General features: G+C 58.4%; 13 protein-coding genes. 2 read left to right on the top strand and 11 right to left on the bottom strand.

Annotation, left to right across the window (positions count from 1 at the left end):
* Positions 1-105 precede the first annotated feature (105 nt).
* Positions 106-864: a FadR/GntR family transcriptional regulator gene (locus H0S68_RS02770; protein ID WP_020825094.1), complete on the top strand. Its 759-nt coding sequence runs from the start codon at positions 106-108 to the stop codon at positions 862-864.
* Positions 865-1,191: 327 nt separating this feature from the next.
* Positions 1,192-2,334, top strand: coding sequence for a D-alanyl-D-alanine-carboxypeptidase/endopeptidase AmpH (ampH, locus tag H0S68_RS02765; RefSeq protein WP_020825093.1), 1,143 nt, complete (start codon positions 1,192-1,194; stop codon positions 2,332-2,334).
* 37 nt (positions 2,335-2,371) lie between these two features.
* On the opposite strand, the gene hpaC is transcribed toward ampH, so the two are convergent.
* The 11 genes from hpaC to H0S68_RS02710 all read right to left on the bottom strand — a co-directional run bounded on the left by hpaC (position 2,372) and on the right by H0S68_RS02710 (position 13,175).
* On the bottom strand, positions 2,372-2,887 hold the full coding sequence (gene hpaC / locus H0S68_RS02760) for a 4-hydroxyphenylacetate 3-monooxygenase, reductase component (protein WP_020825092.1): 516 nt from the start codon (positions 2,885-2,887) through the stop codon (positions 2,372-2,374).
* Between the two features lie 17 nt (positions 2,888-2,904).
* A complete protein-coding gene (hpaB, locus tag H0S68_RS02755; protein ID WP_020825091.1) occupies positions 2,905-4,467 on the bottom strand; it encodes a 4-hydroxyphenylacetate 3-monooxygenase, oxygenase component in 1,563 nt (520 codons plus the stop codon).
* A gap of 192 nt (positions 4,468-4,659) precedes the next feature.
* The gene (gene hpaA, locus H0S68_RS02750) at positions 4,660-5,568 is read right to left on the bottom strand and encodes a 4-hydroxyphenylacetate catabolism regulatory protein HpaA (protein ID WP_020825090.1); all 909 of its coding nucleotides are present in this window, start codon (positions 5,566-5,568) and stop codon (positions 4,660-4,662) included.
* Positions 5,569-5,725: 157 nt separating this feature from the next.
* Complete coding sequence (gene hpaX / locus H0S68_RS02745; RefSeq protein ID WP_116691327.1) at positions 5,726-7,096, bottom strand: 4-hydroxyphenylacetate permease; 1,371 nt, start codon at positions 7,094-7,096, stop codon at positions 5,726-5,728.
* A gap of 30 nt (positions 7,097-7,126) precedes the next feature.
* Positions 7,127-7,921, bottom strand: coding sequence for a 4-hydroxy-2-oxoheptanedioate aldolase (hpaI, locus tag H0S68_RS02740; protein WP_046375088.1), 795 nt, complete (start codon positions 7,919-7,921; stop codon positions 7,127-7,129).
* A 46-nt stretch (positions 7,922-7,967) separates the two neighbouring features.
* The gene (gene hpaH, locus H0S68_RS02735; protein WP_020825087.1) at positions 7,968-8,771 is read right to left on the bottom strand and encodes a 2-oxo-hept-4-ene-1,7-dioate hydratase; all 804 of its coding nucleotides are present in this window, start codon (positions 8,769-8,771) and stop codon (positions 7,968-7,970) included.
* Between the two features lie 10 nt (positions 8,772-8,781).
* Positions 8,782-9,168: a 5-carboxymethyl-2-hydroxymuconate Delta-isomerase gene (locus H0S68_RS02730; RefSeq protein ID WP_020825086.1), complete on the bottom strand. Its 387-nt coding sequence runs from the start codon at positions 9,166-9,168 to the stop codon at positions 8,782-8,784.
* Between the two features lie 51 nt (positions 9,169-9,219).
* Entirely contained in the window at positions 9,220-10,293 is a 1,074-nt protein-coding gene (gene hpaD / locus H0S68_RS02725; protein WP_020825085.1) for a 3,4-dihydroxyphenylacetate 2,3-dioxygenase, read from the bottom strand.
* Between the two features lie 37 nt (positions 10,294-10,330).
* Entirely contained in the window at positions 10,331-11,785 is a 1,455-nt protein-coding gene (hpaE, locus tag H0S68_RS02720) for a 5-carboxymethyl-2-hydroxymuconate semialdehyde dehydrogenase (protein WP_130016147.1), read from the bottom strand.
* On the bottom strand, positions 11,782-12,546 hold the full coding sequence (locus tag H0S68_RS02715; RefSeq protein WP_410529137.1) for a fumarylacetoacetate hydrolase family protein: 765 nt from the start codon (positions 12,544-12,546) through the stop codon (positions 11,782-11,784). The genes hpaE and H0S68_RS02715 overlap by 4 nt, the downstream gene beginning before the upstream one ends.
* Positions 12,543-13,175, bottom strand: a complete 633-nt coding sequence (locus tag H0S68_RS02710) for a fumarylacetoacetate hydrolase family protein (protein WP_046374572.1) — start codon at positions 13,173-13,175, stop codon at positions 12,543-12,545. The genes H0S68_RS02715 and H0S68_RS02710 overlap by 4 nt, the downstream gene beginning before the upstream one ends.
* Positions 13,176-13,310: the final 135 nt, after the last annotated feature.

Genomic DNA, 13,310 nt, shown 5'->3' with positions numbered 1-13,310 from the left:
GCTTTTTGATTAACCAATTTTTTACACTTGAATAACGATTACTCAAGCGGTTTGACTAATAACTGTGCGCTGAATCACTTAACACGGAAAAGGCCAAGGTAAAAAATGCCGATCACCCGACTGGAAAACCCTCGTATTTACAGACAGATAGCCGACCAATTGAAACGGCTTATCGATAACAATGAATTTCCTCCCGGCAGCCGCCTGCCCTCCGAACGCGATCTGGCCCAGCAGTTACAGGTTAGCCGGGCCTCCGTTCGAGAGGCGCTAATCGCGCTGGAAGTGATTGGCCTGGTGGATGTCAAAGTCGGCAACGGGGTGATCGTCCGGGCGCAAACGCCGGTGATGACATCGCAAGAGCCGGTGATGGCCCAGGCCGGCCGGGATCAGTGGGCAGAAATCGATGATGAATTGAATATCGAGCTGGATTTTAACGCCGAGCTGCCGCCGTTCTCACTGCTGCAAACCCGCCTGTTGATCGAACCCGAAACGGCGGCATTGGCAGCACGGCACGCCACCGATCAGGAACTGGCGGGCATCCGTGAGGCCTACGAGCAAAACTGCCGTGATAACCGCGCGGGATCGGCCACCCATCCCGGCGATCGGCTGTTCCATATCCGCATCGCCCAGGCCAGCGGCAACCCAGCTTATGCCTTTATCATCGGCCACCTGCTCGGCCACCGCTACGGCAGCATGTTCCGCGTACTTCAGCGTCACTATACGCCGGATGACATGCCGCACCGTTCCGAGCAGGAACACCGGGAAATTCTGGCCGCTATCGAGGCGCGTGACGTGCGTGGCGCACGCAAGGCGATGAAAGCGCATCTGGACGAAGTGATCGCCATTTTCGCCCGCGCGCAGTAGGACGATTGGTCGGCATCAGGGCGGTGAGAAATTTTTTCTCAAACCGCCTTTTTTCCACATGCAGCCAAGGCTCAGGCACATTACACTGACAGCATATTGCATTGCACCCTATGGCTTTCAAGTTGCAGCTAGGCGACCTGCTCGCTCATCCCCAGCTTTTGTAGGGGCGCCGCATGCGGCGCCCGCATTAATCGGGGCGAATATATTCGCCCCCTAGAGTAACTGGGGTGAGTGACAAATCTGTCGGAAACGGATTTGAACGCTGCGGCTTGAAAGACGACGGGTATAGGCCCTTTCACTGCTGCCTTTTAAAATGGATAACCATCGTTGAAGAACTCTTTCTCCGCTTCATTGCTGGCGCTGAGCCTGTGTGCCGCACCGCTGGCCGCGCAGGCCGCTGCCCCGCAGCTGGCTTCGCAAATCGTCGACCAATATGCCGAGCACATTTTCTACAACAGCGGCGCCACCGGCATGGCGCTGGTGGTAATCGACGGCAATCAGGTGGTTAACCGCAGTTTTGGCGACACCAAACCCGGTAACAACCTGCGTCCGCGCCCGGATTCCCTGATCCGCATCGCCTCAATCACCAAGCTGATGACCAGCGAAGTGATGGTAAAAATGGCGGCGGAAGGCCGGGTCAAGCTCACCGATCCGCTGCGCAAATACGCCCCGTCCGGTGCCTACGTACCGGCTTATAACGCTCGCCAGCCGATCACCTTGCTGAACCTGGCCACCCACACCAGCGCACTGCCGCGTGAGCAACCGGGCAAGAAACCGCCTAAAACGCCGGTGTTCACCTGGCCGACCAAAGCACAGCGCTGGCAGTGGCTGGAGCATGCCAACGTGACGGTACCGCCGGGCGTACGTGCCTCTTATTCCAACCTGGCGTATGACCTGCTGGCGGATGCGCTGTCACGGGCGGCGGGTAAACCTTACAGCGCCCTGCTGAAAGAAAAAATCACCGCGCCGCTCGGTATGGTCGACACCACCCTGACCCCCAGTGCCGAGCAGTGCTCACGGCTGATGGTTGCCTCAGCCGGCCCTAGCGCCTGCCGCGATACCACGGCCGCGGCCGGCAGCGGCGGCGTCTACTCCACCCCCCGCGATATGCAGCGCTGGATGCAACAGTTCCTCACTTCCAACGTCTCCGGCCCACGCAAATCAACCGCGGCCAGCGAGCAGACCATGTACTTCCAGCGTAACGATCTGGTTTCGCTCAAAGGGATGGATGTGCCGGGTGAAGCCAGCGCCCTGGGATTGGGATGGGTGTATATGGCGCCGAACGGCGAACTGCCGGGGATTATTCAGAAAACCGGCGGTGGCGGTGGCTTTATCACCTATATGGCGATGATCCCGCAGAAAAACGTTGGGGTATTTGTGGTGGTAACCCGCTCGGAACTGAGTAAATTCACCAACATGAGCGATCCGGTTAACCGGCTGGTCGCCGAGTTGGCGACCAACAAAAGCTAATGCCGTAACGGGGCGCAGCCCGTGCGCCCCGCCGTTTTCAGACTAACGCCGCCATCTTGTGCATCACCGGATGGAAGTTGCGTTTGAAGTAGATCAGGCCGTTACCGCCCGCACTCACCCGGATCTGGCGGATCTGCACCAGATAAACCTGATGGGTGCCAATGCTCTGGATCTGCTCGATCTCCCCTTCCAGACTGGCCAGCGTGTTACGCAGCACCGGCTGATTCAGTGCGCCGTTCTGCCACTCCTCCAGACGGAAACGATCCTCCATGCTGAGTTCGGTCATACCGGCGAAGTGGCGCGCCATCAGCTCCTGCTCATGGTTCAATACGTTAACGCACAGACGCTGATTCGCCTGGAAAACCGGGTTCATCGCGCTGTTGCGGTTAATGCAAACCAGCAGCGTCGGCGGCGTATCGGTCACCGAGCACACGGCGGTGGCGGTAATGCCGCAGCGCCCCGCAGGACCGTCGGTAGTGACGATATTCACCGCGGCGGACAGGCTGGCCATCGCGTCGCGAAACAGCAAACGGTGTTCATTTTCCTGAGACATACACCCCTCCTTCAGGATCACTTGAGCAAGTTATCCAGCTGATTAATGTCACCATTATTATGCAGATGCGGCACTTTCCAACCGTGCTGGTCGTAGTCGGACAGGCATTTGTCGACCATCTCCATCATCTGGTTCATGGCGCCGGATCCCTGTGCGTTGCGCAGACACTGCAGGCGGATCTCATCCTGGCTGCCGGCGTAGTTGATCTCATACAGCTCGTGGCGACCGCCGAATTCGCTGCCGATCGCATCCCACATCAGCTTGAGGATCTTGATGCGTTCAACGTGATCCATACCGTCGGATCCGCGCACGTAACGAGCCAGGTATTTATCGATCTCTGGATTATTCATGTCGCGCACGCTCGACGGCAGATAAATCAAACCGCTGGTGACGTTCTTTTCGATAATGTGCTTCACCTTGGTGTAGGCCATTGGTGCCATCACGCGGTAAGTTTGCATCGCGGTGGAATCCGGCAGATAAGCGCCGTTTTCCCATTGGGTGGCTTCGGCACACATCGCATCGCTCAGTGACCAGAACATATTGCGCCAGGCCACCACTTCGCCAAGATCGGCCTGTACGCCACGGAACTCCAGCACGCCGGTACAGGACAGGCTTTTTTGCAGCAGCGCGGTGATAAAGTCCATCTTCACCGCCAGGCGCACACAGGCCTGCAGCGGGAACAGACGAGCGAAGCCCCCTTGCGTACTCCAGCGACGACAACGATCAAAATCGCGGTAGATCAGCACGTTTTCCCACGGGATCAGCACATGATCCATAATCAGGATCGCATCGTTCTCATCGAAACGGCTCGAAAGCGGATAATCGAACGGGGATCCCGTTGCGCCCGCCACCAGCTCATAAGAGGCGCGAGAAATCAGCTTCACCCCTTCGGCATCCATCGGCGCCACAAACATCAACGCGAAGTCCGGGTTATCCCCCATCACCTGGGCAGAACCAAAACCGATAAAGTTATAGTGGGTCAGCGCCGAGTTGGTCGCCACCACCTTGGCCCCGCTGACGATAATGCCCGCGTCGGTCTCTTTCTCCACCTGAATGTAAACGTCTTTCACTTCGTTGACCGGCTTGTGGCGGTCAATCGGTGGGTTAACGATAGCGTGGTTAAAGTACAGGCCGGTTTCCTGAATGCGTTTGTACCAGTGGCGCGCGTTATCGGCGAACTGACCATAAAACTCGGGATAAGCCCCCAGCGCACACCCGAAGGCTGCTTTGTAGTCCGGGGTGCGCCCCATCCAACCGTAACTCTGGCGCGACCAGTCGGCGATGGCATCACGCTGCTGGCGCATCTCTTCCGGGCTGCGGGCGTAGCGGAAGAATTTGTGAGTGTAACCGCCGTTGCCGGTATCGGTGTTCCAGCACAGGCGATCCTGGCTGACCGGATCGTGCAGCGCGTCGTACAGTTGACCGACCGAAGCCGCTGCATTACGGAATGCCGGGTGAGTGGTGACATCTTTCACTCGTTCGCCGTAGATATAAATCTCACGGCCGTCCTGCAAACTTTTCAGGTATTCGGCACCGGTGAACGGGCGTTTGTTGTCAGCACGAAAGTCTTCAGGTTTCATTTAAGTCTTCCTCGTAATCGGCATAGTGCAGACCGTGGATTCGGTCGCTTGTTAAAATAATGTTTTCTTTTGGTTGCTTAATTGAAGCTTCCAGGGCCGGTTTCGAGAAGAGACTTTTGCGGCAAACGCCGGTACTTTTCAGGCGGGTTGGCCACAATCGCCGCGAATTGTGATCCAGACGGTGTTCCGCCGTTATGAAAGGGGATGCTGCGCGGCGCGGTAGGTCGAGGGTGAACAGCCTTCCAGACGATTGAAGAAACGCGCGAAATAGGCCGGATCCTTAAAGCCCAGGCTGTAGGCGGTTTCATGCACCGTACAGGCGCTGAATAGCAGCATGCGCTTGGCTTCGCGCAGCAGGCGATCGAAGATCAAACGTTTGGGGGGCTGATTAGCAAACCGTCGGCACAAATCGTTGAGCCGCGATTCGGTGACGCCGAGCGCCTGAGCATAGTCCGGCACCGCCAGGTGATCGCGAAAACGCTCATCGACCATCTTGTTGAAACGCTGGAACAGCTTCAGCTCACCCCGCACGCCGCTGGTGGCGGTGTCCTCCAGCGTGGTATTGCGCAACAGCAGGGTAAACACCGCCTGCGCCAACAGCACCAGCGTCTGTTCGCGGCCCACCAACCTCTGGCTGAACTCACGCCGGATCAGCGCCCAGTAATGGCTAAGCGCGGTCAATTCCTGCGGTGCATCCGCCAGTGAAAGGCAAATGCCCGGCATGTCCAACGCCAGATTGCTGCCAGGGTAGAGGCGCTCCAGCAAAGGCCAAATCAGCTCCTGGCGTACCGTCAGCACGTGGCCGTCGCTGTCCGGTTCGGTGAAAAACGCATGGGGTACCGAGGGCGGCGTCAGGATGAACAGCGGTGCCTGCACCGAATAGTGCTGGCTGTCCAGCTGCAGCTCTATCTTGCCGGTCTCCAGAAAATGCATCTGGAAAAACCGATCGTGCCAATGCACCTGCATATCGCGGCCAAAAAACGCCGCCAGTCCGGCGAAGGTTTCATAGTGCACTTCGTCGGTGGCGTAACGCGCATCGTACTCTTTGCAGATATCGATATTGGCGATAAAACCGGTACTTTTCTGCACATCATCCTCCATCAGCGATGAGATCAGTGATAAGCCTTTTATTAGGCGTCATTGTCGCAGACAGTTTGGCCATGGACAGCGCGCAGGAACCCGAGCGTACACGCAGTACGTAAGGGTTCCGAGCACTGCCCTAGGCCAAAATGGCAAGTAAAATAGCCTAATATCAGGCTTATGGCGTGGCCCGTGGACGCGAGCCTTGCATCGGGATCCGCCACACGATCACGGCACCGATGACCAACAACGCCGAAACGAAATACAGCCCAGAGTTAAAGCTGCCGGTCAGATCCTTAAACCAGCCGATCAATACCGGGCTGACCGCCGATCCGATATTGCCGGTGGCATTGATCACCGCGATCCCAATCGCCCTCGCCTCGAGGCTGATGGACTGATCCGGCGTAGTCCAAAAGATAGCCATCGCCGTGAACGACCCCACCGACGCCATCACGATCCCCAGCAGCTGGATCATGCTGTGATCGGTGGCCGACGCCAGCAGCCAACCGGCAGCGGCAAACAGGTACGGCAGCGCGGTGTGGTGTTTGCGCTCTTGCAGCCGATCCGATCTCTTACTCCACCACACCATACCGGCGATGGTACAGACTTGCGGGATCGCCGCCAGAATACCGATCACAATGTTGCTGCTGCTCTGGTTGAAGCTCTGCAGGATCTGCGGCGTCCAGATATTGATGGCGCTCAGGGTGTTGGTCAGACAGAAATAAGCCAGGGTATACATCAACACAATCGGCGTGAAAATTTCCCGCCACAGGCTGCGCTGTTGCAATGCCCGATGGCTGCCCGGCCCATTGGGCTGCACCAGTTGCAGTTTGTCCGCCTCCATCATCGCCTTCAGACTGGCCTTTTCCTCGTCGGTCAGCCATTTGGCTTTGGCAGGAGTATCGTCGAGGTAGAACCACACCACCACGCCCAACAGCACCGAAGGAATGCCCTCCAACAGGAACAGCCATTGCCACCCTTTGAGGTTCATCAGCCCGTCCAGCGCCAGAATATAGCCGGACACCAATGAGCCAATTGCCATGGTTACCGGCATGGCGATCATAAACAGCGCGTTGGCGCGAGCGCGGTAAAAAGCCGGGAACCAATAGGTGAGATACACCAAAATCCCCGGCAGAAAACCGGCCTCGGTAATGCCTACGATCATCCGCAATAGGTACAGGCTGGTCGGCCCGGTGGCGAACAGCGTGCAGGTCGAGGCGATGCCCCACAGCACCATGATGGTGGCGATCCAGCGGCGCGCGCCGACGATCCCCAGCATGATATTGCTCGGAATGCCGAAGATCACATAGGTGACGTAGAACAAGGTTGCCGCAAGGCCGAACATGGTCGAGCTCAGGCCGAGATCCTTGCCCATCGTCAGCCCGGCGAAACCGATGTTGATGCGGTCGAGGAAAGAGAAAACAAACAGCACAAACAGAAAAATAATCAGTCGCCGAAATAACTTTTTAATCACCGATTGCTCGGCGGCGGTTAACGCTTTATGTTGCTGCGCCGGGTTGACCGGCGGCAGCGAATCGACGTTGCTCATGGTGTCTCCAATAAGATGGCGGCCTGCAACCTAATAAACGCTCGGGGACTGTACGGGCGGCCGCTCTTGTTTAAAGCGGCTGGCCAAAGATTCCGCCGCTCGCGACAGCAGGGTGGTATCCACCCCTACTGCGACAAACAGCGCGCCGGACGCCAGATAGTGCTGCGCCAGTTCCGGGTTGGCCGTCAGAATGCCTGCTGCCTTACCGGCGGCGCTGATGCGCGCTATAGCGTCGTCGATGGTGCGCTGCACTTCCGGCTGCTGTGGATTGCCGGAAAAACCCATGTCGGCACTGAGATCCGCCGGGCCGATAAATACCCCGTCGACCCCCTCCACCTGCAGGATGGCATCCAGGTTTTTCACCGCCTCACGGGTTTCGATTTGCACCAGTACGCACATCTGCGCGTCGGCCTGTTGCAGGTAATTCGGCACCCTGTTCCAGCGGGAAGCACGAGCCAGCGCACTGCCAACGCCGCGTATGCCATGCGGCGGATAACGGGTGGCTCGCACCGCGTCACGCGCCTGTTCTGCGTTCTGGATCATCGGGATCAGCAGCGTCTGCGCACCGACGTCCAACAGTTGCTTGATCATCACCGGATCATTCCATGCCGGACGCACCACCGGATGACTCGGATAAGGCGCGATGGCCTGCAGCTGGCCCAATACCGTTTGTACGTTGTTGGGCGCGTGTTCGCCGTCGATCAGCAGCCAGTCGAAACCGGCCCCGGCCAGCATTTCTGCGCTGTAGCTGCTGCACAGCCCCAGCCACAGGCCAATCTGCGGGCGTTTTTCCTGCAACGCCTGCTTGAAAGGGTTGGTTAACATGGTGTTCTCCATTGGTTTTTCCACTCTCCCACAGGGAAAGGGCCGATCAGACAAAGCGACAGCTGATGCAGCCCATCGGGCCATAATCCGCATGGAAGGTGTCGCCACGTCGGGCGGCAACCGGTCGGGTGAAGGAACCGCCGAGGATCACCTGCCCGGCTTCCAGCTCTACGTCGTACGGGAAAAGTTTGTTGGCCAGCCAGGCCACGCCGTTGGCCGGATGGTTCAGCACCGCTGCCGCCACGCCAGACTCTTCAATCACGCCGTTGCGGTACAGCAACGCGCTGATCCAACGCAGATCCAACGCGTCCGGTTTGATCGGCCGCCCGCCCATCACCACCCCGGCATTGGCGGCATTGTCGGAAATGGTGTCGAACACCTTGCGCGGGCGCTGAGTTTCGGGATCCACGTTATGGCTGCGCGCATCGATGATCTCCAGGGCCGGAATGATGTAATCGGTGGCGTTATAAACGTCGAACAGCGTGCAGTTTGGCCCGCGCAGCGGCTTGGCGAGCACGAAGGCCAGCTCCACCTCGACGCGCGGCACGATAAAACGGTCGATGGGAATATCGCTGCCATCGTTGAAAAACATGTCGTCCAGCAGCGCGCCGTAATCCGGCTCGGAGATCTGGGAGCTGACCTGCATGGCGCGCGACGTCAGGCCGATTTTATGACCCTTGAGTTTGCGCCCTTCGGCGATCTTCAGCTCTACCCACTGGCGCTGAATGGCGTAAGCGTCTTCAATGGTGATCTCGGGATGATCCAGCGACAGCGCGCGGATCTGCTCGCGGTTTTGCTCCGCCTGATGCAAGCGCTGCACGGCACGACTAACCAGCTCTTTATTCAACATTGACGGCCCCTTAGCCTTGGCGAAATAGCGCGTGGACATTGTTTTGCTTGTAGTTCAGCACCGGATCCAGCTCTTCCATCGTGAAGGACAGCGCCAGATAGCGCCTGGCCATCAGCGCGGCGAAATGTTCTTTGATCAGCGCAAACAGCATCTCGCCCACCTGTTCACGACTTTCCAGGCTGCGGCCGTGACCAATCTTCAATGTCATATGCACGAAGGCGTAATCGTGCTTACCGTCGGCCATCTGCCAGGTATCCAGCCAGATAGCGCGGCTGCGCACTCCGGCCAGCGGAAAAATACCGGTGTCCGCCAGTGCCTGATTGACCTTGGCGAACAACGCGGGGAGCTCGGCTTCTTCGCGGATGTTATTGGTGCATTCAGCATAAAAATGCGGCATAGCAATCTCCGGGAAACGAATTTGCGCGAACGCCTGTCCGCGCGTTGGGGGCTACAGGGTGTTACCGAGCTTAAAGCCTTTCTCTGTATCGCCTTGACGGGTATAGGAAAAACCATCCGCGCCAATGGTGACGGCCATTTCGCTTGGCGCGTTGCGTTCGATAACCGGCTGCGGCTGGCCATCGAGATCGAGCACCAGTGACCCCTCGGTGTACCAGCTTGGCACTACCGGGTTGCCCCACCAGTCGCGACGCTGGTTATCGTGCACATCCCAGCTCACGGTCGGGTTGTCAGGATCGCCGGTGTAGTAATCCTGGGTATAGATTTCTACGCGATGGCCATCGGGATCACGCAGATAGAGATAGAAGGCGTTAGAGACGCCGTGGCGGCCTGGGCCACGTTCGATCAAATCGGATTTACGCAGTGCGCCGAGCTTGTCGCAGATGGCCAGAATGTTGTGCTTTTCATGGGTGGCGAACGCAATATGGTGCATACGCGGCCCGGCGCCGCCGGTCATCGCGGTGTCGTGCACCGTGGCTTTGCGACGCATCCAGGCGGCGTAAACCACGCCATTTTCATCCCGGATATCTTCCGTCACGCGGAACCCCAGGCCCTGGATGTATTCCACCGCACGCGGAACATCGGGCGTGATCTGGTTAAAGTGGTCGAGACGTACCAGCGCCCCTGGCGTGTAGAGATCGTAACGCCAGGCCAGACGCTCGACGTGCTGCACGTCGTAGAAGAATTCGTACGGGAAGCCGAGCGGATCCTCTACCCGCACCGAATCGCCAATGCCTTTGGCGAAGCCATTCACCCGACGCTCGGTACGACAACCCAGCGCTTTGAAATAGGCTTCAGCCCGATCGACGTCTTCCGGCGTACGCACCCGGAAGGCAAAGGCCGCAACGGCAGCCACCGGTCCTTCACGCAGCACCAGATTATGGTGGATAAACTCCTCCATCGACCGCAGATAGAGGGTTTTCTCGTCCTCTGCGGTCACAACCAGACCCAGGATATCGACGTAGAATTCGCGCGCGGCTTTAAGGTTGGTGACCTGAATTTCCATATAGGCGCAGCGCACAACATCGGGAGCAGGGACAGCATCGGTGGTAAGTTTGGTCGTCATTGTTCTCATCTCCTTCTTTTTTATTATGGTTTGAGGCTTAAACGCCCCAGCGCGGGATCGGGTGGTCACCCATGGAAATGCACACGTTCTTCATCTCGGCGAACACTTCAAAGCTGTATTCCCCGCCCTCGCGGCCGGTGCCGGAAGATTTCACGCCGCCAAACGGCTGACGCAGATCGCGTACGTTTTGGGTATTGACGAAAACCATCCCCGCTTCAATATTGCGGGCCAGACGCAGCACCTTGCTCACATCCTGCGTCCAGATGTACGACGCCAGGCCGTACTCCACGTCGTTGGCCATGCGCAGGCCGTCTTCTTCCGATTTGAACGGCAGCAGGCAGGCCACCGGCCCGAAAATCTCCTCCTGCGCGATGCGCATCCGATTGTCGACATCCGCCAGCACCGTTGGGCGCAGGAAGTTGCCGTGGCTGAGGCCAGCCGGTTTGTCCGGGCCACCGGCCAACAGGGTGGCGCCTTCTTCCAGCCCGAGGCGGATATAGCCGGACACTTTTTCCCAGTGCTGCTGGCTGATCAACGCCCCAACCTGCGTGTTGGGATCCTGCGGATCGCCTACGCGCAGGCGGTTGGCGCGCTCGGCAAAACGTTTGACGAATTCCGGGTAAATGCTCTCTTGAATAAAGATGCGCGAACCGGCGGTGCAGCGTTCACCGTTGATCGAGAAAATGGTGAACAGCGCGGCGTCCAGCGCACGTTCGATGTCGGCATCTTCGAAAATCAGTACCGGCGATTTCCCACCCAGCTCCATGGAAAACTTCTTCAAGCCCGCGCTTTCAATGATCCGGCGTCCGGTGGCGGTGCCGCCGGTAAAGGACACCGCACGCACGTCCTTATGACGCACCAGCGCATCCCCGGCGGTGGCGCCGTAACCCTGCACCACGTTGAGTACCCCGGCCGGAATGCCGGCTTCCAGCGCCAGTTCACCCAGGCGATCGGCGGTCAGCGGCGACAGCTCGGACATTTTCAGCACCGCGGTATTGCCCAGCGCCAGGCAAGGCGCGGTCTTCCAGGTTGCTGTCATGAAAGGCACGTTCCACGGTGACACCAGCGCACACACCCCCACCGGCTGGATCAGCGTGTAGTTGAGCATCTTGTCGTCTACCGGATAGGTGCGGCCGTTCATCTGCTGGCAGATCTCGGCAAAGAACTCAAAGTTGTGCGAAGCACGCGGGATCAGCACGTTTTTGGTTTGGTGGATCGGCAGACCGGTGTCGGCGGTTTCCATCTCGGCAATCTGCGGCACGTTCTCGTCAATCAGCTCGCCCAGACGACGCATCAGGCGAGCACGCTCTTTCATTGGCGTATTGGCCCATTTCGGGAACGCAGCCTTGGCGGCAGCCACCGCCAGATCGATCTCCAACTGCCCGCCGGAAGCGACCTCTGCCAGCACCTCGCCGTTGGCCGGGTTGGTGGTAGTGAAATACTCTTTGCTGGCTACGTTTTTACCGTTAATCCAATGGTTGATGGTTTTCATCGCAGGCTTTCCTCGTAATCTTTTTCACTGATGATGTGGTTAACCAGACGGCCGATGCCCTCAATCTCCACCACCACTTCATCGCCCGGCTGCACGTCGGCCAGCCCTTTCGGCGTGCCGGTGGCGATCATGTCGCCCGGCTGCAGCGTCATAAATTCACTCAGGTAACTGATCAGGTAGGGGATATCGAAAATCATGTCGGCGGTGCTGCCGCGCTGGCGCAGCTCGCCGTTGACGTAGGTGCTGAGTGCCAGACGGTGCGGATCGGCGATATCGTCACGATCGACGATGTACGGCCCAATCGGCGTCAGGGTATCGCGGCTTTTCACCCGCAGATTCGGGCGGTAATAGTTTTCCAGATAGTCGCGAATGGCGTAGTCGTTGCACAGCGTGTAGCCCGCCACGTATGCCATGGCATCATCGCGGCTGACGTTACGCGCCGTCTTGCCGATCACCGCCACCAGCTCGGCTTCGTAGTGCATATAGTCGACGTTGGCCGGGCGTACCGAAACCTGCCGATGGCCGGTCAGGGTGTTCGGCGCCTTGAGGAACACCAGCGGCTCTTCCGGGGCCTTGAATTCCAGCTCGCTGGCGTGATCGGCATAGTTCAGCCCCAGGGCAAACACCGTGCCCTGCGCCGGTGGCAACCACTCGACGTCCTGCTCTGGCAACACCGTGCCGTCCGGCAACGTCACGCGCAGTTGCTCGTCGACGCTGACATTAACAATTTGGCCATGATGGCGAATACGGGCGTGTCTCATGCGGTTTCTCCTGCCTGCACTACGCGGTTGGTCAGGGTCGGCAAACCGGCGGCACGCACCCTCACTTCATCTCCAGGTTTGATCTCCACCCGCTGGTGCGGCGTACCGATCAGCACTGCGTCGCCCGGCTGCAGGGTAATAAAATCGCTGATGGCGGCGATCAGTTCCGGCACCGAACGCACCAAATCGGCCGTCGACCAGCGATCCTGCTCTACCCCGTTGATTTCGGTGATGATCTCCACCGCATCGGTGGTCACCAATGAACCGATCTCCCCCAACGGGCAAAAACCGTCGCGGCATTTCGCTTTGATCGCCGGGCGGTAAAAGCTGCTTTCCGGCAGGCTGATATCGTTGGCCAGCGCATAACCGGCCAGATAGTCGGCGACCCGTTCGGCCGGCACCTTACGGGCGGTGTTGCCAATCACTACCGCCAGCGTGGCGCCGCTTTGCACTTGCTCACCGGCAGGAAACGGGATCGCCCCGCCGTTGGCGAGGTGGGTATTGCGCGGTTTGATAAACCACACCGGGGTCTTCGGCGGGGTTTTATACGGCGGCTGATGAAACGCCTGATCCCAGGCGTCTATCTGGCTGCGGTGATTCAACGCGACGGAAAATACGGTGCCTTTCATGCAAACTCCTTTCAATGACACAACAGGGCAATTCGGCATTCATTAATATGTTAATGAATACTTTTATACGCTGTTCAGCTTTTACGCAATGCCGGTGGATTGATTTGTGATCGTGATAACAAAATATTCACAACC

Source organism: Serratia sp. AXJ-M, from assembly GCF_046531865.1.
GTDB classification, from domain to species: Bacteria; Pseudomonadota; Gammaproteobacteria; order Enterobacterales; family Enterobacteriaceae; genus Serratia; species Serratia liquefaciens.
The sequence above is the reverse complement of the archived record's forward strand: the minus strand, read 5'-3'. Positions and strand labels throughout refer to the sequence as shown.

Coding starts and splice junctions, on each gene's coding strand:
- hpaI (WP_046375088.1), bottom strand. CDS start 7,921: ATGTTAACCAACCCTTTCAAGCAGGCGTTGCAGGAAAAACGCCCGCAG.
- hpaE (WP_130016147.1), bottom strand. CDS start 11,785: ATGAAAACCATCAACCATTGGATTAACGGTAAAAACGTAGCCAGCAAA.
- hpaC (WP_020825092.1), bottom strand. CDS start 2,887: ATGTCTCAGGAAAATGAACACCGTTTGCTGTTTCGCGACGCGATGGCC.
- H0S68_RS02770 (WP_020825094.1), top strand. CDS start 106: ATGCCGATCACCCGACTGGAAAACCCTCGTATTTACAGACAGATAGCC.
- H0S68_RS02715 (WP_410529137.1), bottom strand. CDS start 12,546: ATGAGACACGCCCGTATTCGCCATCATGGCCAAATTGTTAATGTCAGC.
- hpaH (WP_020825087.1), bottom strand. CDS start 8,771: ATGTTGAATAAAGAGCTGGTTAGTCGTGCCGTGCAGCGCTTGCATCAG.
- H0S68_RS02710 (WP_046374572.1), bottom strand. CDS start 13,175: ATGAAAGGCACCGTATTTTCCGTCGCGTTGAATCACCGCAGCCAGATA.
- hpaD (WP_020825085.1), bottom strand. CDS start 10,293: ATGACGACCAAACTTACCACCGATGCTGTCCCTGCTCCCGATGTTGTG.
- hpaX (WP_116691327.1), bottom strand. CDS start 7,096: ATGAGCAACGTCGATTCGCTGCCGCCGGTCAACCCGGCGCAGCAACAT.
- hpaB (WP_020825091.1), bottom strand. CDS start 4,467: ATGAAACCTGAAGACTTTCGTGCTGACAACAAACGCCCGTTCACCGGT.
- hpaA (WP_020825090.1), bottom strand. CDS start 5,568: ATGGAGGATGATGTGCAGAAAAGTACCGGTTTTATCGCCAATATCGAT.
- H0S68_RS02730 (WP_020825086.1), bottom strand. CDS start 9,168: ATGCCGCATTTTTATGCTGAATGCACCAATAACATCCGCGAAGAAGCC.